Raw genomic sequence first — 18,881 nt, forward strand, 5'->3', positions numbered from 1 at the left:
ATGAAAGACATTTACAATCTTGCGACGGCCCTCGATGGCTCTCCGGATCTGGTGCGGGATACTCAGGCTCTGACGCTCGATCAATCCAAGCCGGGAATGGGCTTGAAGGGGACTTGGGGCTTGTTTGGTTCGCCGCAATGGTGGAAGAGCGTGAGGACCGGCGCGATCCCTCGGAAGTCCGTTTCTGGCGTCGTCACGGCCGTCTTCGAGGCTGGACAGGATAGGAGCGGAAGCCCCAACAGTTTTACGTTGTTGACCGAGAGGGGAGAAGAGGTTTCGGAAAGCATGTACTCGGACACGCCAGATGCCATGAGGGAGTTTCAGGTCGGTAAGAGCGTGGAAATCGAGTACTTGTTCGATGAACTGAAAGAACGCGCTCCGGATGGGGCGCCGACTTATCTGGACATCGTCCTTCGGGTGTCTATCGAAGATTGATAAGGGATCGGAACGGATTCGTTGATCGATTTCGGCCTGGATCAGGCCGGTAACTGCACCAGTCTCTACGTCGCCAACGGTTCGTCCTTCGCGATCAGGCTGCCCTGACCGGCGCACCGGTGTCGGTCGACCGCCGCGCCGCTGGCGTGGTCGAGGATCGAGCCGGTCATCGACGGAGCCCGGTCCGAGTGCCGGGCAAGGACCGCGGTTGGCTCGGGCGGATGGACCGCGGGCATCGCAGGCCTGCGGCGGTTCGGGCTGGGGCCGGATGGCGCGCCGACTCGGCGAATGCAACGCGAACGCCTGCGATGACAGCCACGGGCGCGATGCGACGCGCAACGCAGTCCGCGCAATCCGTGCCCGCTGCGGCGCCAGCGTGATTGTGGCCGCCGCCGCCGCGTGCTCCAGTCGCGGCGCGCCCGCCATTCCGGCGGGCTTTCAAGGAGGAAATACCATGAAGCATTCGATCTCGGCGGCGCTGGCCGCGTTAACGGTCTCGACGGCGTTGTGCGGCACGGCCTTCGCTGGCGACAAAGGCAACGTCCCGGTGACCTTGGAAACCAACTCGTCGAATCAGGTGATCCGCGCCTACGGCATGATCGGCTCGGCGCGCAACAGCGTCGACACCAAACAGATCATCAGCTGCTTTATCAGCGCGACGGGCAGCTCGCTGCACGCCGGTTGCGAGGCGCAGAACGCGGCGGGCAACAATACGATGTGCCTGAGTTCGAGTCCGAACATCGTCGCTGCGGTGCAATCGGTCGGTCCCGATTCCTACATCGACTTCACCCGCGACAGTTCCGGCAATTGCACCGGTTTGTATGTCGCCAACGGTTCGCCCACCGCGGTCAAGCAACCCTGATCCGCACATCGGTGCGGCCGTCGCGGCCGCACCGTTTTCAGTCCAGCAGCACGCCGCTGGTGAGGTTGAGGATCGCGCCGGTCATCGATGCGGCGCGGTCCGATGCCGCGTATACCGCCGCGCCGGCGATCTCGTCCAATGAAGGCAACCGCTTGAGCAACGTGCTTTCCGCCGCGCCGCGCATCATCTCGTCGAGACTCATGCCGGCCGCGTCGGCCTGCGGCTGGAACACTTCGCGCGCATGCGAGCCGTGCTGCAAGGTTTCGGGAATCGCATGCGAGCGCAGGCAGACGGTGCGGATGCCGCGCGCACCGAGTTCGCCGGCCATGTGACGCGATAAAGCCTCGACCCCGGCGCAAGCGACGCAATGGCCGAGATAGCCGGGTCCGGTCATGCGCGCCACCGGCGTCACCAGCGAGAGGATCGCGCCGCCCGCGCGCATGTGCGCGGCGGCGGCCTGGGCGATCAGGTAGTGGCTGCGGATGTAGCGATGCACCGGCAGTTCGAACGCGTCCAGGCTCAGCTCGGCCAGCGGTACGCCTTGCACGTGCATGAAGCCGACGGCGTTGAACGCGATGTCGATGCCGCCGGCGCGTGCGGCGACGTGGTCGGCGTGGGCGTCGACGGCCGCTTCGTCGAGCGCGTCGACGCAATCGGCCTCGGCGCTGCCGCCAGCCGCCGCGATCGCGGCGACGGTAGCGTCGAGCCGTTCGCGCCCGCGCGCGGCCAGGAACACCCGCGCCCCTTCGCGCGCGAACGCGCGCGCCACCGCGCCGCCGATGGCGCCGCTGCCGCCGTGGACCACCGCGACCTTGCCTGTGAGTTCGCCTTGCATACGTCCTCCGTTGAGCCATGACGGTGCGTTCGGCCGGTCCGGCCGGTCGCCCGGGGTGCCTAGCTAAAGCCCTGCCGCACCTTGTTGTCAACCAGTTGGTTAAGTTCGAAAGGCGCCGATTGGCCCCCTGTCCGCGCGCAGGCTCTGCACTATGATGGTGCAATGCCCGCCGACCCCCAGCCCGCCCCCGACCTCAGCCTCGACGCGCTGACCACGCCCTTGGCCTGGAGCGACGCGGCCGGCGTCCTGACCGGCTGCAACCTCGCCTTCTCGCGTTGGTTCGGCGTCGGCGCGCGGCGCTTGCTGGGCTGGCCGCTGGCCGGGCTCGATGCCGGCGACGGCCGCCTCGCGCTGGCGGTCGCGCGCGCCGGCGGCGACGAAGCGCCGCTGCGCATGCGCCGCATGCGCCTGCGTTACGGCGACGGCGAAGAACGTTTCGCCGACCTGTGGCTGAGCCGGCGCGACGACGGCGGTTGGCTGCTGGAAGCGCATCCGGTCGACGAGTTTCCCGGCGACGACCCGGCGCTGTTGCTGCCGTCGGCGTTGTCGGCCTCGCTCAAGGGCCTCGCCCACGAACTGCGCAATCCGCTCGCCGGCTTGAAGGGCGCTTCGCAACTGCTCGCGCGCCGCGTCGACGACGCCGATTCGCGCGAGCTGATCGAACTGATCGACAGCGAAGTCGAACGCCTCACCGGTCTGGTCGACCGCCTGCTGACGCCGGCGCCGCCGCGGCCGCACGCGCCGCTCAACATCCATGCCGTGCTCGAACGCGTGCTGCGCCTGGCCGAAGCCGACGCCGGCTGGGCGGTGCGGCTGGTGCGCGACTACGATCCCAGCCTGCCGGAATTCGCCGGCGACGCCGACCGCTTGATGCAGGCGGTGTGGAATCTGGCGCGCAACGCCATCGAGGCCGGCGCCAACCACGTCCAGCTGCGCACCCGGGTCGAGCACGGCGCGCGCATCGGCGACAGCGCGCATCCGATCGCGCTGCGCCTGGAGATCATCGACGACGGCCGCGGCGTGCCCGAAGAACTCGCCGAGCAGTTGTTCCTGCCGCTGGTGTCCGGCCGCGCCGAAGGCAGCGGGCTCGGATTGGCGCTGGCGCAGCAGGTCGCGCGCGAACACCGCGGTTCGCTGACGTATCGCTCGCGCCCGGGGCATACCGTGTTCACGCTGCTGCTGCCGATGCACATCGAGGATCAAGGGGAAAGCGCATGAGCGCCGCGCGCATCTGGGTCGTCGACGACGACCGTTCGGTCCGCTTCGTGCTCGCCACCGCGCTGCGCGAGGCCGGCTACACCGTGGACGGTTTCGAGAACGCCGCCGACGCCTTGAGCGCGCTCGAACAGCGTGGCACGCCGGACCTGTTGTTCACCGACGTGCGCATGCCCGGCGACGGCGGTCTGGTGTTGCTGGAAAAACTCAAGGCGCGCGCGCCGTCGCTGCCGGTGGTGGTGATGAGCGCCTACACCGACGTGGCCAGCACCGCCGGCGCGTTCCGCGGCGGTGCGCAGGAATTCCTGTCCAAGCCGTTCGATCTCGACGAAGCCGTGGCGCTGGCCGCGCGCACGCTGGCGACCCGCGCGCCGGCCGAACGCGACGAACCCGCGGTAGAAGCCACAGCGGACGACACGTTGATCGGCGACACGCCGGCGATGCTGACCCTGTTCCGCGCGATCGGCCGTCTCGCCCAGGCGCCGCTGTCGGTGCTGATCACCGGCGAGACCGGCACCGGCAAGGAACTGGTCGCGCGCGCGCTGCACCGCGAATCGCCGCGTTCGCACAAGCCCTTCGTCGCGCTCAACACCGCGGCGATTCCGGCCGAACTGCTGGAAAGCGAACTGTTCGGCCACGAGGCCGGGGCGTTCACCGGCGCCCAGCGCCGCCATGTCGGCCGCTTCGAGCAGGCCGACCGCGGCAGCCTGTTCCTCGACGAAATCGGCGACATGCCGTTGCCGTTGCAGACCCGTTTGTTGCGTGTGCTGGCCGAGGGCGAGTTCTTCCGCGTCGGCGGGCGCGAGTTGATCCGGGTCGACGTGCGGGTGATCGCCGCGACCCATCAGGACCTCGAAAACCTCGTCGCGCAGGGGCGCTTCCGCGCCGACCTGCTGCATCGCCTGGACGTGGTGCGCCTGCGCCTGCCGCCGTTGCGCGAGCGCCGCGGCGACCTGCCGCAGCTCGCCGAGCGTTTCCTCGCCGCCGCCGCGCAGCGGTTCGGCGCGCCGCTCAAACGTTTGTCGAAGCCGGCGCTGGAGCGGTTGATGGCGCACGACTGGCCCGGCAACGTGCGCGAACTGGAGAACGTGTGCTGGCGTCTGGCGGCGTTGGCGCCGGGCGACGCGATCGCGCGCGAGGATCTCGACGAAGCGCTCGGCGCGGCGCCGGCCGCGGCGGGCGACGCCGGCGAAGAATGGGAAACGCTGCTGTCGGCGTGGGCGCGCGCGCAGCTGGCCGACGGTCGCGCGAACCTGCACGCCGACGCGCGCGAGCGTTTCGACCGCGCGTTGCTCGAAGCCGCGCTCGCCCACACCGGCGGGCGCCGCACCGAAGCGGCCGCGCGCTTGGGGCTGGGGCGCAACACGCTGACGCGCAAGCTCGGGCCGGGGCGTCGCCGCAGCTGAGGCCGGCGCCGTTTGTAGGAGAGTTCTTTCGGAAGAGTCTTCAGGCCCGGCGCTCTGGTTTCAGTTGCGAAGGCGCACGACCTCGATCGCTTGAGCGCCGGATCGAAAAGCGTCGGGCCTGAAGGCCCTCCCACAAAAACCGAGGCGCTGCGCCAGTTCGCAGCTCGGGACGTCGGGTACGAAGGTTCTCCCACAAAGAGACGATTCGCTGCGCCGATTCTCAGCTCAGGACATCGGGCCTGAAGACCCTCCCGCAAAGCCGACGCGCCGCGTAACCTCACGGCGCGCAGCTGCGGCACTTCTTGCCGCACCGCAACGATGCTGCGCTTGGCGGCTCGCCGCCGCCGTGGCGCGATCGCCCGCATCGCCGCCATAATCGCGCGGCAAGGCCACCACACACGCCGCGCCGCCACGCCTTTGCGCTTCACCCGCGCTGAACCCAGGCCCAGCTAGCGTCGGCCCCACGACCGGGCGTCGCCGCGCGACGCCGCCGACCAGGAGCACCGCTATGACCGCGACTCTACGCATCGCCTTACTCGCCGCCGCCACCGCCGCGCTCGCCGCGTGCGGCGGCCAGACCGTCAAGCCGACACCGCCGCCGGCATCCGCCGGTCCCAAGCCGGTATCCACCGCCAGTTCGGCCACCGTGGTGCTGGCGTCGGCATCCGGCAGTCTGGTCAGCGGCAAGCTCACCCTGCGCCCGATGGGCGACGGCGTGCACCTTACCGGCGAGATCGGCGGGCTGACGCCGAACAGCACCCACGCCATCCACATCCATGAGAAGGGCGATTGCAGCGCCGCCGACGCCACCAGCGCGGGCGGCCACTTCAATCCGGCTGCGCAGCCGCACGGCCAGGTCGATCACGGCGCGCACCATGCCGGCGACATGGACAATCTGGTCGCCAACGCCGACGGCGTGGCCAAGGTCGACGCGCACGCCAGCGGCGTGACCCTCGGCGGCGGCGCGCCGAACGACGTCGCCGGCCGCGCGGTGATCGTCCACGCCTCGCCGGACGACTACAAGACCCAGCCGACCGGCAACGCCGGCGCGCGTCTGGCCTGCGGCGTGATCAAGACCGGGCGCTGAAACTTCGCCGGATCGAAGCGCAAAGCCCGACGCTTCGCGCTTCGATCCGAACCGTTGGCAACGCCAACACCGATAACGATCCCATCGCCATGACCCATCTGCGCATCCGCGACGCCGCTCCCGCCGATTGCGACCTCATCGCGCAGTGGATGATCGCGATGGCCTGGGAAACCGAGCACAAGCGCCTGGACCCGCCGACCGTCCACGCCGGCGTCGCCGCCGGCCTCGCCGATCCGGCCAAGGCGCGTTACTTCGTCGCGATGCGCGAAGCGGAAACCGCCGGGCGCGAAACCATCGCGGTTCCGGCCGGTACCTTGATGCTGACGCGCGAGTGGAGCGATTGGCGCAATGGCGAGTGGTGGTGGATTCAGAGCGTTTACGTCGCCGCCGAACATCGCCGCCAGGGCGTGTACGACGCGCTGCACAGCCATGTCGCGGCGCTGGCGCAGGCGACGCCCGATGCGATCGGGCTGCGCTTGTACGTCGAGCGCGGCAACGCGGCGGCGCAGCGCACGTATCGCGGCCAGGGCATGGTCGATGCGGGCTACGACATCTTCGAACAGGAATTCGCCGCGACCCGGCGCTGAGCTGCGTTCGCAGCGGACGGGCGCAACGAATCCGCGAACGCAGCGCGCCGCGACCGACGCATGCGACGCAGCCGACCGGCGATTGCGATGCCGAGCCCCTCTCCCGCTTGCGGGAGAGGGGTTGGGGTGAGGGTGTTCGGCAGCGGCAAGAGCCATTCGCGCCTACGGCGCTCAGCCCTCACCCCGGCCCTCTCCCGCAAGCGGAGAGGGAGACGAGGGTCAAATCGCCTCGCGCGGCTGCTCGTCGTCGCAATGCACGAACGTCACCGGCACCCCATGCGCCCCCAGCACCGCCGACATCTGCCGCAGCCGCGCTTCGAAATGCTGGTAACGCCGGTTGAGCTTCTCGCGACACTCATCGGTATCGCACGGCGCTTCCGGCGCGTAGCGCGCATGCCATGCGGCCGGCGAAAACAAAGCGATGCGCGCTTCGCCATCGGCGTAATGCACCAGCGGCTCGGGCGGCGCGTCGACCCAATGCTCGCCCTCGGGCTGCAGCAGCGCGGTTTCCAGCAGCGGCCACAACGGGCCCAGGCCGGCGTGTTCGTATTGCAGGGCCATCATCGCGGCGAGGTCGTGCACGGTCAGGTAGCGCGCGTGCTCGACCTTGAGGCCGAACGCGTCCTGCGCCGCCAGCGCGGTGTCGGCGCCGGCCATGCCGCGTTCGAGCAGGCTCGATTCGAGGATCTCGCCGACCCGGGCGACCAGCTCGGCCGAACCGCTGAGCGCGAACGGCACCAGCCGCAGCGGGCCGCCGGCGAAATCGGGCGAGGGCGTCAGCGCGCCGGGCAACTGGTCGTCGTGGGCGCCGAAGGCGATGACCCGGCCGGCCTGTTCGGCGCCGCGTTCGCGCGGGGCGCGCGCGGCCAGTTCGTCGAGCTCGCGGTGCAGGGGCCAGCCCGGGCGCAGCAGTTCGACCGGGTCGTAATGGGCGCCGACGGTGACCAGGTCCAGCGCCGCGGTGTCGGCGGCGAAGCCGGCGAGGTCGCGGGCGATCTTCTCCGACAGGGCGCCGGCGTCCTGGCGGGCGAGGGCGCTGCGCGCGACGGCGGCGTCGCCCTTGAGCTCCAGGGCGAGCGCGCCGAGGACGTGCAGGGGCGCGGCGGGGCCGCGTGCGGTGGGGCTTTCGGAGGTCATGGTCACCAAGGATACGCTGGCGTTTGGTAGAGCGCGCCGGCGGCGCTACACTGGGCTCCATTATGCCCGCTCTGCCCCGTGGGCCCGCGTCAACACCGATCGCTTTCCCGCCCGGTCTTTCCCCGAAACCCGCTTTTCAGAGGTGCTGCCGATGCGTCAAAACCGTCCCGTCGCCGTGCTCGGTGGCGTGCGAATCCCGTTCTGCCGGCAGAACACCGCCTACGCGGATGTCGGCAACCTGGGGATGTCGGTGCGCACGCTCGGCGCGCTGGTCGAAAAGTTCGGCCTGCACGGCCAACAGCTCGGCGAAGTGGCGATGGGCGCGGTGATCAAGCACAGCAGCGACTGGAACCTCGGCCGCGAGGCCGCGCTGTCCTCGGGCCTGTCGCCGCTGACCCCGGGCATCACCCTGCAGCGCGCCTGCGGCACCTCGCTGGATTCGATCATCACCATCGCCAACAAGATCGCCACCGGGCAGATCGAGGCCGGCATCGGCGGCGGCTCGGACACCACCTCCGACGTGCCGATCGTCTACGGCCGCAGCCTGCGCCGGCGCCTGTTGCAGGCCGCGCGGGCCAAGACCACCAAGGACAAGATCGCCGCGTTCAAGGGCTTCCACCTGCGCGAGCTCAAGCCCGAGTTCCCCGGCGTGGCCGAGCCGCGCACCGGCAAGAGCATGGGCGACCACTGCGAGGACATGGCCAAGCAGTGGAACATCTCGCGCGACTCGCAGGACGAGTGGGCGCTGTCGTCGCACCAGAAGCTCGCCGCCGCCTACGAGCGCGGCTTCTTCGACGACCTGGTGGTGAGCTTCCGCGGCGTCTCGCGCGACAACAACCTGCGCGCCGATTCCAGCCTGGAAAAGCTGGCCACGCTGAAGCCGGCGTTCGACAAGACCTCCGGCCGCGGCACCCTGACCGCGGCCAACTCGACTCCGCTGACCGACGGCGCCTCGGCCTGCCTGCTGGCCTCGGAGGAATGGGCGCAGGCGCACAACCAGGAAGTGCTGTGCTATCTGCGCGACGCGCAGGTCGCCGCGGTCGACTTCGTCCACGGCGAAGGCCTGCTGATGGCGCCGACCGTGGCGGTGCCGGAGATGCTCAAGCGCAACGGCCTGACCTTGCAGGATTTCGACATCTACGAGATCCACGAAGCCTTCGCCGCGCAGGTGCTGTGCACGCTGCGCGCGTGGGAGAGCGAGGATTACTGCAAGAACCGGCTCGGCCTGGACGCGCCGCTGGGCAAGATCGACCCGGCCAAGATCAACCCGAACGGCTCGTCGCTGGCCGCCGGCCATCCCTTCGCCGCGACCGGCGCGCGCATCGTCGCCACCGCCGCCAAGGAGCTCAAGCAACGCGGCGGCGGCCGCTGCCTGATTTCGATCTGCACCGCCGGCGGCATGGGCGTGGTGGCGATTCTGGAGCGCTGAGTTTTGCGGCGCTGACCGTACTGTTGCTGTCGCCTGCCTGCATCGGGGCCGAAGCTGCGAAGCTTCGGCCCCGATGCGTTTTTGCGGGCAGGGTATGGCAGGGCGTCGGTTCCGACGCTCTTTTCCCGCTGCAGCGGTCTTGCCCGCCTCGAACCGCAGGAACCCCGCCCCCAGGTCCCGCCGCCGGCGTTTCAGGCACAATGCGGACTCCGTCGCGACAAGGATCTGTCATGCGCGCATTGCTCGCGTTATCGCTCGCCCTGGGCCTGGCCCCGCTGTCGGCCGCGGCGATGACCTTCATGGACGAGTCCTTCGTCTGCCCCATCGACGGCCAGCCGTTCACCGCCCGCGTCGCCGCATCCGGCACCTCGTTCGGCCGCTACTTCGACGGCCAGCACTACGGGCCGATCGCCTCGCCGGGCCCGCTGCCGGCCTGCCCCGGCAACGGCTTCATCGTCGAGGACGACCAACGCCGCTACGACGCGCCGGAACTGGAGCGGCTGCGCGCCTTCGTCGCGTCGTCCGACTATCGCCGCTGGGTCGCGGAGGACACGCCGTACTATCGGTTGGCCAAGCAACAGACCTTCTTCGGCGCGTCCGACGATGTGATCGCCCGCTCCCTGCTCGCGGCGACCTGGGAAGCCGGCGCGCGCCGTTACCCGCGTTACGCCGCCGAAGCCCTGGAGGCCTGGCAGAAGCGCGCCGCGCGCGAGGCCGGCAACGACCGCGCCTATCACTCGCGCCTGATGGTCGGCGAATTGCAGCGCCGGCTCGGCCGCTTCGACGAGGCCCGCGCCACGTTCGAGGCGCTGCGCGTCGACGCCGGTTTTCCCGGCAAGCAGGTCGAGGCCGACGATGCCGCGACTCTGCGCAAGATCGTCGATGCGCAGTTGCAGTTGATCCGCGACCGCAGCGTGGCGCATGCGCGCCTGGACGAGAACGGCGACATCGTGGATTTCTGAGCGAGGGGCCTTCGCGCCCGCGGTTTTTCGATCGGTTGAGCCGAAAGACCGTTCCGGCCGGGACGGCAGCGCTTGGGCGAACGGTCGTCCCGGCCGGCGCCTTCCGATCCGCAGCGGCGAACGGCCGCCCGCCCACACCGCGAACGGCAGGGCCGAAGCCCTCCGGAACTCTGTGCGGCACACACGAAAGACAGCCTTATCGCGCCTTTTGGGCGCCTCATGACGCCATTCCGTGACCCAGGTCGCCACGGTTCATCGGGTTGCCGAATCCCCGCCGTTGTTGCCCATCCATGCGCAGTGGTACGGTCGCCAGGCGGTAAACCATACGCAAACGTATCCATTCGTGCAGGACCGGTCCTTGGGAGGGGACGACTCATGCGCAGGATTCAAACGTGGTGGCTGTCGTTCCTGTTGCTGTTCCTGAGCGTCCTCGCCCCGGCCGCCTACGCCGGCGGCTTCAGCGGCCAGTACCAGCGCATCGCCGGCTGGGACGGGGCGCCCATGGGCGCGTTCGTGATGGTGCCCAAGGACCAGGGCCCGGGCCCGTTCCCGCTGCTGGTGATGCCGGCCAGCTGGGCGGTGCCGAACCTGGAGTACGTCGGCCGCGGCGGCCAGCTGGCGGCCAAGGGCTATGTGGTGGTGAGCTACACCTCGCGCGGGTTCTGGGATTCGGCCGGGCAGATCGACATCGCCGGGCCGGGCACGGTCGAGGACGTCAGCGCGGTGATCGACTGGGCGCTGGCGAACACGCCGTCGGACCCGAGCCGGATCGGCGCCAGCGGCATTTCCTACGGCGCCGGCATCAGCCTGCTCGCGGCCGAACGCGATCCGCGCATCAAGGCGGTGGCCGCGCTCAGCGGCTGGGCCGACCTGGAGGCCTCGCTGTACGCCAACCGCACCGTCAGCCAGCAGGGCGCGGGCTTGCTGGTGGTCGCCGGCGCGCTGACCGGCCGGCCCGGGCCGGAGCTGGCCCAGGCCACCGCGCGCATCGCCCTGGGCGATTTCGACGGCGCCGTCGCCGGCCTGCTGCCGATCGTGCCGCAGCGCAGCCCGATGACCGAGGTCGCCGCGCTCAACCGCAACCGCACCGCGGTGCTGCTGGCCAACGCCTTCAACGACAGCCTGTTCCCGCCGGGCCAGTACGTGGATTTCTACAACGCGCTGAGCGGGCCGAAGCAGTTGCTGTTCGCCCACGGCGACCACGCCACGATCGAAGCGCCCGGCGCGCTCGGCCTGCCGAACGAGACCTACACCGCGGTGGAGCGCTGGTTCGACCATCACCTCAAGGGCGCCGACAACGGCGTACCGCGCGAACCCGCGGTGCGGCTGAAGTCGCAGGCCGGCGACTGGCGCGGCTACGCCGACTGGAACGCGGTGCAGAGCGGCGCGACGGTGTTCGCGTTGAGCAAGCCGAGCGGCTTGATCGCCCCGACCGGCGAACTGCGCAGCGCGCCGAGCGTGGGCTGGAGCCAGTCGATCCTGACCGGCCTGCCGACCGTGGCCGATTCCGGCGTAGCGATGGTCAGCGGTTTCCTGCAATCGCTGCAGGTCGCGCCGACCGCGTCGATCCCGCTGGTCGCGCGCGCCGGCGCCGGCGTGTGGCAATCGCCGGTGTACTGGAGCGGCGCCCAGCTCAGCGGCATGCCGCAGCTGCGCATCACGGTGACGCCGAGCCAGAGCGAGGTCAGCGTGTTCGCTTACCTCTACAGCGTCGATCTGCTCGGCAACGGCCAGTTGCTCAGCCACAAGCCCTATTCGCTGCGCGGCGCGCGGCCGGGCGTGGCGCAGAACCTGGACCTGCGCCTGGAAGCGACCAGTTGGGACCTCGCGCCGGGCCGCCGGCTGGTGCTGGTGATCGACACCGCCGATCCGCGCTACACCGGCGCCAGCCGCATCGGCGGCACGCTGAGCTTCAGCTCGCCGGCCTCGGCGCCGGCGACGCTGACCGTGCCGCTGCGCTGAGCGTTCGGGTCGGAACGAAGACGGCGCCGCGAGGCGCCGTTTTCGTTCGTGCGGCCGGCTGCGGCAGTGCGTATCGTGTCGCCGCCTTGCGCGCGGCGCACGCGGCGATACGATGGCCGCGGGGATCGCCGCGAACCGCGGGCGAAGCGCAATGCACGCGCCACAGGGGGCAGGATGCAGACGTTCAATCCATACGAAGCGCCGCAAAGCGCGTTCGCCGACAGCGCCGTCGCCGAATCGGACGACCGTCGCGGGCCGTGGCGCGACGGGCCGGATCTGATCGCGGTGCGCGATTCGCACTTGCCGGGCCGCTGCGTCAAATGCAACGCGCCGGGCGAGACGCGGCTGAAGAAGACCTATTACTGGCACAGCGCCTGGTGGCTGCTGCTGGTGCTGTTCAATCTGCTGATCTACGCCATCGTGGCGATGATCGTGCGCAAGAACTGCCGGCTCGAAGCCAGCCTGTGCGCGCAGCACGCCAAGCGCCGCTCGCGCCTGATCGCCGCCGCGTTGTGTTGCCTCGGCGGGTTCGCGCTGGCCTTGTTCTTCGGCATCGCCCACAACTCCGGCCCGCTGTTCGCGCTCGCCGTCGCGGCGTTGCTGGGCTCGATCGTCACCGCGATGATCGCCTCGCGCACGCTGTATCCCAAGCGCATCGGCGAACGCTACGCGCGCTTCGGCGGCGCGGCGCAGGAATTCCTGGCGACCCTGCCGAGGTTCCGCGACACGGGCGTGTGAGCGCCGCGCCGGACGCGCACGCGAACGACCGCGGTGGAACGCCTGCGCGAAAAACAGAACGGCCGCATCGCTGCGGCCGTTCTGCATCGCATCGGCGCCTGGCCGGTCAGCCGCGCAAGCGCGGCATGCCGAACTCGTCGCGTTCCTCGACCACCGCCTCGTCGAACAGTTTCTGGCGCAGGTCGCGGCCCGGCAGTTCGCTCGGCGCTTCGCCGCGCGCGGCGCGCAGCGCGTTGAGGTAGCTCAGGCGCGCGCGGCTCTCGTCGCCGACCTGGGCGAAGCCGTGGCCGAGTTCTTCCCAGGCTTCGCTGCCGGCGCCCTGGGCGACGGCGCGGTGCAGATAAGCTTCGGCCTGCGGCCACTGGCTCTGCGCGCGCGCCAGCCGGGCCAGGCTCAGCAACAGCCCCGGGCTGCCCGAACGCGCGGCCAGCCAGCGTTCGGCCTGGGCGCGGCGCGCTTCCAGCCGGCCGATCGGCAGGCGTCCGTACAGCGCCGCCAGCGGTTCGTCCCAGCGCGCGTCGAGCGCCTGTTCGAGGCTTTTCGCCGCGGCTTCTTCCCAGCGCATGTCGGCGGCGCGTTCGGCGTAGGCGGCCACCGCCGCCGGTTCGCTTTTGAGCGGCTTGGGCAGGCTTTCCCACAGGTCGGCCAGCACGTTGGCGTCGGCGGCTTCGCGCAGCGCCGCTTCGGCCCATTGCGCTTCCAGCTGGCTCAGGCGCGCGGCCGGCCAGGCGTTGCTCTGGCGCAGCGCGCCGAGCAGGCCGTAGGCCTCGCCGGCGCGGCCCAGCGCGGCCAGCGCCTGCGCGCGCAAGGCCAGTCCGCGCGGCGGCAGCGGCTGCGCGGCCGGCGCATCGAGCGCGGCCAGCGCATCGCCGGCGCGTTGTTCGGCCAGCGCGTATTCGGCCGCGGCCAGCGCGCGCGCGGCCGGGTAGTCGCTGGCGATCGCATCGAGATGCTGCGCCTGCGCCGCGGCATCGCCGCGCGCGGCCGCCGCATGCGCGGCGCCGACCCCGGCCACCGCGGCCGTGTCGCGGCTGCGCGCGGCCTGCGCCAGCGATTTTTCGGCGCGGCTCCAATGGCCCTGGTGCAGCGCGTCCAGGCCGTCGATCAAGCGCGCCCGCGCCTGCTTCTTGCGGTGCCGGCGCATGGCCACGAACGGCAGGCTCAGCGCCTTCCACACCAGCCACAGCGCGAGCAGGCCGCCGACCAGCATCAACAGCGCCTTGGGCACGTTGGTGAGGTAGTCGTAGCCGCCGTAGGTGACGACGACGCGGCCCGGATCCTGTAGCAGCAACTGCGCGACCAAGGCGCCGACCAGGGCCAGCACGATCCAGAACAGGAGATTGCGGAACAGATTCATCGTGGCGCGTCCTTCCTCGGAGCCCGGTCGGTGCGGTCGGTGCGCGCGGCGCTCAGTGCGCCGTGCGCAACTGGCGCAACTGCTGCAGTGTGGTGCCGAGGGTGGGAACCGTCAGTGAAAGCGGCATCGCCGCCAGTTCGCGCAGGCTCGCGAGCTGTTTTTCCTGCGTCGGCGAAGGCGCCGACAAGCGCTGCACCCAGCGTTCGGCGCGCTTGAGCGCGATCTTGTAGCCCGGCGCGTCGCGGCGTTCGGCCGCCGCGCGCGCCAGCGAGATCTCCAGCTGCAGCCCGGCCAGCGCGGCCGAGCGGTCGGCCGGATGCGAGGCGACGGTGCGGTCGACCGGCTGGGTTTCGATCAGCGTGCCGAACGCGCGCCGCCACCACGGCGACGGCTCGGCGACGGCCGGGCGGGCGCTGTCTTCCGGCAGGGTCAGCGACTGCGCCAGCGCGTCGAGCTTGGCCATCGCCTGCATGCGCGGTTCGATCCCCAGTTCCTTGAGCGCGGCGGTTTCCTGCAGCAGGGTCTGGCGCAGGCTCAGATAGGCCGGATCGTCGATGCCGTCGAGCACGCCGCCGGCCAGGATGTAGGCGCGGCGCGCGCCTTCCAGGTCGCCGGCGATCTGCAGGCGCTGCTGGCCCAGGGTCAGCAACAGCTCGGTCTCGTCCAGGCGCATGGCCTGGGCGCCGTGGCGGTTGGGGTCGGCGAGCTTGGACACGCTGTCCTCGATCAGCGCCGCGCGCTGGCCGATGCCGTGCAATTCGTCGCGCAGCACCCGGTTGGTGCTGTCGGCCTGGACGATGCGGCGGTTCTGCGCGTCCTGGTTCGTGCGCAAGGTGTCGACCCGCTGCTCCAGCGCCTCCAGGCGCTGCGCGTCGTCGGCCGCGGCCTCGCGTTCGAGCACTTCGCGCTGCTGCCATTGGCGCCAGCCGAACCAGCCGGCCGCGGCGATCAGCGCCAGCAACACCAGCCACAGCCAGGCGGACGAACCGCGGCGCGCGGGCGCCGCGGCGGAAGGAGAAAGGGACACGGGATCGGCGGGGTCGTTCATGACCCGGCCATGCTACCGGATGAACGGATCAAGACCGCCTTGACGCGATCGCGTTTCGTTGCGGCCGGGCGCTCGGCGCGGACGGACGGCGCGTTCTCGTGCGGGGCCGGACGAGTCGCGCCGCATCCGAGCGGGCGCGGTCGGCGTGCCGCGCCAAGCCGAAGGCGCGCGACCGGTCGTGCGCAGCAGGCCGTGCCGCATCCGCCGCGCGCAGGTCGGTTCGCTCAAGTGCCCGTCGTCTCCGCCAGCGGCGCCAGCAATTCCTCCGCGCCCGGCCCGGCGGCGACGCCGACCGTGGCGAACCCGGCCTCGCGCGCCAGCTGCGCCAGCCGCGCGCTGGCCGCGCTGACCCGGGCCTGGCGCAGCCGCGCGGCGGCCTCGGCCGGCAATCGTTCGAGCACGCGCTGCAAGGCCTCGCCGCTGGACAGCGCCAGCAGCAGCGGCGCGCGCGCATCGATCAGGCGCGCGACCATGAACCGGTCCAGCGGCGCCGGCTCGCGCCGGTAGATGTCGGCGCGCCGCAGCTGCGCGCCGCGCGCGGCCAGGGTCGGCGCGATCGCGCCGCGGCCGCCGGGCGCGGTCAGCAAGCCGACGCTGTCGCCGGCGGCGTAGCGGTCCAGGCCGGGCAGGGCGAGCAGGCCTTCGCTGTCCATGCGCTCGGGCCAGCGAACATCGGTTATGCCGAATTCGGCCAGAGCCTGTGCAGTGCCGGCACCGACCGCATACCAGGCCTGACCGGCGCGTTGCGGCGGCTGCGGCAGCGTCGGCGCGGCCGCGCGCGCATCGGCCGCGCACAGGTCGCGCAAGGCGCGCACCGCGTTGGGACTGGTGACCACGACTTGCGTCGACTGCAGGGCGGCGGCCAAGGCCGCGCGCGCCGCAGCGGTGTTTTCGCTGCGGATCGACCACGGCGACAGCTCGATCAATGCGCTGGCGTATTGCGCTGCGATACAGCGTAGCGCCTCGTGTTCGTCACTAGGACGTAACGAGATCACGTACCATCGCGGCGGTATCGTCGGCTCGCGGCTCATGCGCGCAGCTTCGCACAGCGCCGCGCGCAACGGCAGCCGCCATGCGTCGCAGTACGTTTACGCGAGGGTTTTCGCGCTCGCGCAGCGCGGTTGCGCTGCAAGCGCCGCGCCGTATCGATACCGGATTCGCGCAATCGTTTTTCGATTCGGTTCCTGCGATTTCGTTTTGCAGCACGTTCGCGCAACACCGCTTCCGCAACACGGCTTCCGCACCACCGAATACGCAACACCGTTCCCCGTGTCCCGCAGTTCGCGATTCGTTCCTGTGGTCTGCTTCGCGCGGCCGCCGGCCGGCCCGCCGTTGCGTTCCGTCCGTGCCCCGCACGTTATCCATTCCCCCGCACCGCGCTTCCGACGCTGATGACTTTCGACGCCGCTCTGCAACGCCTGCACACCCACTACCAGTCCATGCCGCCGGTCGCGGCGATGAACGTCGGCATCGCCGGCTACGACGGCAAGCGCCTGCGCCTGCGCGCGCCGCTCGCCCACCACGTCAACGACAAGGGCTGCGCGTTCGGCGGCAGCCTCGCCTCGGTGATGACCCTGGCCTCGTGGGGCCTGGTCTCGCTGGGCCTGGAAATCGCCGAGCTGCGCGCGGAAGTGTTCGTCGCCGACAGCCAGATCCGCTACCTGGCGCCGCTGTTCGGCGACCTGGAAGTGCAGGCCGAGCTGGCCGCCGACGCCGACTGGAGCGTGTTCGTGCAGACCCTGCGCGGCCGCGGCCGCGCCCGCACCGGCCTGATCGCGCGCGCTTTGCTGCCCGAAGGCGGGGTCGCGACCGAGTTCACTGCGCGCTACGTCGCGATCGCCAAAGCCTGATCCGGCCGGCGCCTGACGCGGCCGCGGCGGGCGGGTAGGATGCACGCCAAACCGCCCACCGAGCCGGAGTCCGCGATGCGCCTGATGAAGTACCTGCTGCTGTCCTGCCTGTTCGCGTTCGCGCTGGCCGGCTGCCAGACCACCGGCACCCAGAACAACCGCCTGACCGAAGCGCAGTACGCCTATTCCGCGGCGATCCGCTGGGGCGATTTCGAAGGCGCCGCCAACCTGATCAAGCCGCAGCTGCGCAAGCAACTGGCGCCCACGCCGATGCAGCTGGAGCGCTACAAGCAGATCCAGGTGTCCGGCTACAACGACGTCGGCAGCGAAGTCGACAAGGAAAAGGGCACCGCGGTGCGCATCGTCAACATCGGCGTGATCAACCGCCACACCCTGGCCGAGCGCAACGTGCGCTACACCGAGGCCTGGGAATGGGACCCGGAAGCCAAGACATGGTGGGTCATCGGCGGCCTGCCGGACTTTTGGGAAGGCCAGTGAAGCAGGAGATAGCGAGTAGAAGCTAGGAGATAGCGACAGCCGCTCTTGCTACCTCCTATCTCCTAGGCGCCATCTCCTGAAGGCCCCCGCCAGGGGCCCTTTTTGCTTCCTGGGGCCGCGGTGGGCGACAATCGCGGCCCCGCGTGGGCCGTGCCGGCCCCGCCCGTGCATGAGCTGACTCCGTGAGTTTCGATGAATTGCTGGCGTTCGCCGGCCGCCACCTGTACCTGTCGCTGGGCCTGGTCGGCTTGACCGTGGCGCTGATCTACACCGAGACCGCGCGGCTGTTCCGCGGCTACAAGGCCCTGCGTCCGGCCGAGCTGACCCAGCTGATCAACCGCGACAACGCCCTGGTCATCGACCTGTCGGCGATCGCGGAATACGAAAAGGGCCACATCCCGGGCAGCCGCTCGGTCCAGCCGAGCCAGTTCGATCCGGAAAGCAAGCTGCTGGCCGCGGCCAAGCAACTGCCGGTGGTCGCGGTGTGCCGCAACGGCCAGGCCTCCGCCGACGCCGCCAAGCGGCTGAAGAAGGCCGGTTTCGAGCAGGTCTATTGGCTCGACGGCGGCATCGCCGCCTGGCAGCAGGCCGACCTGCCGCTGATCAAGGGCCGCAACTGAGCCGGCGGCCGCGCCGCGGCCGTCGCTTCGTTCGCGCCTGAACCCGCTTTACCAGCGCTGCGCGCGCCTTGTCGCGCCCGCGTCACGCGCGCCGGCCAGGCTGGCGCCCGCCGCGGTCTCGCCGCCGGCGATCCGGGCCCGGCATTGTGTGAGGCGCGCCGGGATTCCGTCCCGGCGCAACGCCGATCCGGCCGATCGGGGCTTGATCGCGCCGCAATCGCCTCAATCCAAGCTGTTCCGCGGCCGATCCGCGCCGCCGCCGCCGGGCCGTTTGGTCCGGCGCGGACGAGCGGGCATAATCGGCCTCTTTTCGAAATTTCATCTAGCTGGGGGAGTCACCACGATGTCCGAAGAAAACGTCAACGGCGCGGTCGCGCCGGCCGATAACGGCCCCGCGTTCACCGTCGAAAAGATTTACGTCAAGGACGTCTCCTTCGAGGTCCCCGGCGCGCCGGCCGTGTTCGCCGAAACCCAGCAGCCGCAGCTGCAGCTGAACCTGTCGCAGAACGTGCAGCGCGTCGGCGACAACGCCTTCGAAGTCGTGCTCGGCGTGACCCTGACCTGCACCGCCGGCGACAAGTCGATGTACCTGGCCGAAGTGAAGCAGGCCGGCGTGTTCGGCCTGATCGGCTTCGACGCCCAGACCCTGGACGCGATGCTCGGCACCCACTGCCCGAACGTGCTGTATCCCTACGCGCGCCAGCTCATCAGCGACCTGATCCAGGCCGGCGGCTTCCCGCCGTTCTTCCTGCAGCCGATCAACTTCGACGCGCTATACGCCGAAGGCCTGCGTCAGCGCGCCGGCCAGGGCGAGAGCCTCGCCGACGCGGAAACCGCCGGCAACGCCTGATCC

Annotated in this window: 19 protein-coding genes; 14 read left to right on the forward strand and 5 right to left on the reverse strand. The window is 70.5% G+C overall.

Features of this window, described 5'->3' with window-relative positions; all coding sequences use genetic code 11:
- Together JHW38_RS18010 and JHW38_RS18015 are read left to right on the forward strand one after the other, a co-directional pair.
- The gene (locus JHW38_RS18010; RefSeq protein ID WP_207522693.1) at positions 1-435 is read left to right on the forward strand and encodes a hypothetical protein; all 435 of its coding nucleotides are present in this window, start codon (positions 1-3) and stop codon (positions 433-435) included.
- Positions 436-703: 268 nt separating this feature from the next.
- Positions 704-1,297, forward strand: a complete 594-nt coding sequence (locus tag JHW38_RS18015; protein WP_207522694.1) for a hypothetical protein — start codon at positions 704-706, stop codon at positions 1,295-1,297.
- A 37-nt stretch (positions 1,298-1,334) separates the two neighbouring features.
- Here the strand turns inward: JHW38_RS18015 and JHW38_RS18020 are convergent, their stop codons facing one another.
- Positions 1,335-2,132, reverse strand: a complete 798-nt coding sequence (locus JHW38_RS18020) for an SDR family NAD(P)-dependent oxidoreductase (protein ID WP_207522695.1) — start codon at positions 2,130-2,132, stop codon at positions 1,335-1,337.
- A gap of 162 nt (positions 2,133-2,294) precedes the next feature.
- Between JHW38_RS18020 and JHW38_RS18025 the strand changes: the two genes are divergently transcribed.
- From JHW38_RS18025 to JHW38_RS18040, 4 genes are all read left to right on the forward strand, one after another.
- Positions 2,295-3,350, forward strand: coding sequence for a two-component system sensor histidine kinase NtrB (locus tag JHW38_RS18025; protein ID WP_207522696.1), 1,056 nt, complete (start codon positions 2,295-2,297; stop codon positions 3,348-3,350).
- Positions 3,347-4,753, forward strand: coding sequence for a nitrogen regulation protein NR(I) (ntrC, locus tag JHW38_RS18030; RefSeq protein ID WP_207522697.1), 1,407 nt, complete (start codon positions 3,347-3,349; stop codon positions 4,751-4,753). Before JHW38_RS18025 ends, ntrC begins: the two co-directional genes overlap by 4 nt.
- A 508-nt stretch (positions 4,754-5,261) precedes the next feature.
- Positions 5,262-5,840: a superoxide dismutase family protein gene (locus JHW38_RS18035; RefSeq protein WP_207522698.1), complete on the forward strand. Its 579-nt coding sequence runs from the start codon at positions 5,262-5,264 to the stop codon at positions 5,838-5,840.
- Positions 5,841-5,929: 89 nt separating this feature from the next.
- Positions 5,930-6,427, forward strand: coding sequence for a GNAT family N-acetyltransferase (locus JHW38_RS18040; RefSeq protein ID WP_207522699.1), 498 nt, complete (start codon positions 5,930-5,932; stop codon positions 6,425-6,427).
- A gap of 219 nt (positions 6,428-6,646) precedes the next feature.
- On the opposite strand, the gene JHW38_RS18045 is transcribed toward JHW38_RS18040, so the two are convergent.
- Complete coding sequence (locus tag JHW38_RS18045) at positions 6,647-7,564, reverse strand: hypothetical protein (protein WP_207522700.1); 918 nt, start codon at positions 7,562-7,564, stop codon at positions 6,647-6,649.
- Between the two features lie 151 nt (positions 7,565-7,715).
- Between JHW38_RS18045 and JHW38_RS18050 the strand changes: the two genes are divergently transcribed.
- From JHW38_RS18050 to JHW38_RS18065, 4 genes are all read left to right on the forward strand, one after another.
- Complete coding sequence (locus JHW38_RS18050) at positions 7,716-8,993, forward strand: acetyl-CoA C-acetyltransferase (protein ID WP_207522701.1); 1,278 nt, start codon at positions 7,716-7,718, stop codon at positions 8,991-8,993.
- Between the two features lie 230 nt (positions 8,994-9,223).
- A complete protein-coding gene (locus JHW38_RS18055; RefSeq protein ID WP_207522702.1) occupies positions 9,224-9,955 on the forward strand; it encodes a hypothetical protein in 732 nt (243 codons plus the stop codon).
- Positions 9,956-10,330: 375 nt separating this feature from the next.
- Positions 10,331-11,917 carry a CocE/NonD family hydrolase gene (locus JHW38_RS18060; protein WP_207522703.1) on the forward strand — a complete coding sequence of 529 codons (1,587 nt, stop codon included), beginning with the start codon at positions 10,331-10,333 and terminating at the stop codon, positions 11,915-11,917.
- Positions 11,918-12,091: 174 nt separating this feature from the next.
- A complete protein-coding gene (locus JHW38_RS18065) occupies positions 12,092-12,655 on the forward strand; it encodes a hypothetical protein (protein ID WP_207522704.1) in 564 nt (187 codons plus the stop codon).
- A 106-nt stretch (positions 12,656-12,761) separates the two neighbouring features.
- On the opposite strand, the gene JHW38_RS18070 is transcribed toward JHW38_RS18065, so the two are convergent.
- From JHW38_RS18070 to JHW38_RS18080, 3 genes are all read right to left on the reverse strand, one after another.
- Positions 12,762-14,012, reverse strand: a complete 1,251-nt coding sequence (locus tag JHW38_RS18070) for a heme biosynthesis HemY N-terminal domain-containing protein (RefSeq protein WP_207522705.1) — start codon at positions 14,010-14,012, stop codon at positions 12,762-12,764.
- A gap of 52 nt (positions 14,013-14,064) precedes the next feature.
- The gene (locus JHW38_RS18075; protein WP_207522706.1) at positions 14,065-15,060 is read right to left on the reverse strand and encodes a uroporphyrinogen-III C-methyltransferase; all 996 of its coding nucleotides are present in this window, start codon (positions 15,058-15,060) and stop codon (positions 14,065-14,067) included.
- A 224-nt stretch (positions 15,061-15,284) separates the two neighbouring features.
- A complete protein-coding gene (locus JHW38_RS18080; protein ID WP_207522707.1) occupies positions 15,285-16,091 on the reverse strand; it encodes a uroporphyrinogen-III synthase in 807 nt (268 codons plus the stop codon).
- A 360-nt stretch (positions 16,092-16,451) separates the two neighbouring features.
- On the opposite strand from JHW38_RS18080, the gene JHW38_RS18085 reads away from it, so the two are divergent.
- The 4 genes from JHW38_RS18085 (at position 16,452) to secB (ending at position 18,878) form a co-directional block, all read left to right on the forward strand.
- Positions 16,452-16,910 (forward strand): YiiD C-terminal domain-containing protein, encoded by a 459-nt coding sequence (locus tag JHW38_RS18085; RefSeq protein WP_207522708.1) that lies wholly within the window; start codon positions 16,452-16,454, stop codon positions 16,908-16,910.
- A 39-nt stretch (positions 16,911-16,949) separates the two neighbouring features.
- Positions 16,950-17,408, forward strand: a complete 459-nt coding sequence (locus JHW38_RS18090) for a hypothetical protein (RefSeq protein ID WP_242690977.1) — start codon at positions 16,950-16,952, stop codon at positions 17,406-17,408.
- A 182-nt stretch (positions 17,409-17,590) separates the two neighbouring features.
- Positions 17,591-18,028 (forward strand): rhodanese-like domain-containing protein, encoded by a 438-nt coding sequence (locus JHW38_RS18095; protein WP_207522709.1) that lies wholly within the window; start codon positions 17,591-17,593, stop codon positions 18,026-18,028.
- A 343-nt stretch (positions 18,029-18,371) separates the two neighbouring features.
- Positions 18,372-18,878, forward strand: coding sequence for a protein-export chaperone SecB (gene secB, locus JHW38_RS18100; protein ID WP_207522710.1), 507 nt, complete (start codon positions 18,372-18,374; stop codon positions 18,876-18,878).
- Positions 18,879-18,881: the final 3 nt, after the last annotated feature.

The organism is Lysobacter enzymogenes, assembly GCF_017355525.1.
GTDB lineage: Bacteria > Pseudomonadota > Gammaproteobacteria > Xanthomonadales > Xanthomonadaceae > Lysobacter > Lysobacter enzymogenes_C.

Coding starts and splice junctions, on each gene's coding strand:
- JHW38_RS18025 (WP_207522696.1), top strand. CDS start 2,295: ATGCCCGCCGACCCCCAGCCCGCCCCCGACCTCAGCCTCGACGCGCTG.
- JHW38_RS18055 (WP_207522702.1), top strand. CDS start 9,224: ATGCGCGCATTGCTCGCGTTATCGCTCGCCCTGGGCCTGGCCCCGCTG.
- JHW38_RS18090 (WP_242690977.1), top strand. CDS start 16,950: ATGCACGCCAAACCGCCCACCGAGCCGGAGTCCGCGATGCGCCTGATG.
- JHW38_RS18035 (WP_207522698.1), top strand. CDS start 5,262: ATGACCGCGACTCTACGCATCGCCTTACTCGCCGCCGCCACCGCCGCG.
- JHW38_RS18020 (WP_207522695.1), bottom strand. CDS start 2,132: ATGCAAGGCGAACTCACAGGCAAGGTCGCGGTGGTCCACGGCGGCAGC.
- JHW38_RS18075 (WP_207522706.1), bottom strand. CDS start 15,060: ATGAACGACCCCGCCGATCCCGTGTCCCTTTCTCCTTCCGCCGCGGCG.
- JHW38_RS18070 (WP_207522705.1), bottom strand. CDS start 14,012: ATGAATCTGTTCCGCAATCTCCTGTTCTGGATCGTGCTGGCCCTGGTC.
- JHW38_RS18065 (WP_207522704.1), top strand. CDS start 12,092: ATGCAGACGTTCAATCCATACGAAGCGCCGCAAAGCGCGTTCGCCGAC.
- JHW38_RS18060 (WP_207522703.1), top strand. CDS start 10,331: ATGCGCAGGATTCAAACGTGGTGGCTGTCGTTCCTGTTGCTGTTCCTG.
- JHW38_RS18010 (WP_207522693.1), top strand. CDS start 1: ATGAAAGACATTTACAATCTTGCGACGGCCCTCGATGGCTCTCCGGAT.
- JHW38_RS18045 (WP_207522700.1), bottom strand. CDS start 7,564: ATGACCTCCGAAAGCCCCACCGCACGCGGCCCCGCCGCGCCCCTGCAC.
- JHW38_RS18015 (WP_207522694.1), top strand. CDS start 704: ATGGCGCGCCGACTCGGCGAATGCAACGCGAACGCCTGCGATGACAGC.
- secB (WP_207522710.1), top strand. CDS start 18,372: ATGTCCGAAGAAAACGTCAACGGCGCGGTCGCGCCGGCCGATAACGGC.
- JHW38_RS18085 (WP_207522708.1), top strand. CDS start 16,452: ATGACTTTCGACGCCGCTCTGCAACGCCTGCACACCCACTACCAGTCC.
- JHW38_RS18050 (WP_207522701.1), top strand. CDS start 7,716: ATGCGTCAAAACCGTCCCGTCGCCGTGCTCGGTGGCGTGCGAATCCCG.
- ntrC (WP_207522697.1), top strand. CDS start 3,347: ATGAGCGCCGCGCGCATCTGGGTCGTCGACGACGACCGTTCGGTCCGC.
- JHW38_RS18080 (WP_207522707.1), bottom strand. CDS start 16,091: ATGAGCCGCGAGCCGACGATACCGCCGCGATGGTACGTGATCTCGTTA.
- JHW38_RS18040 (WP_207522699.1), top strand. CDS start 5,930: ATGACCCATCTGCGCATCCGCGACGCCGCTCCCGCCGATTGCGACCTC.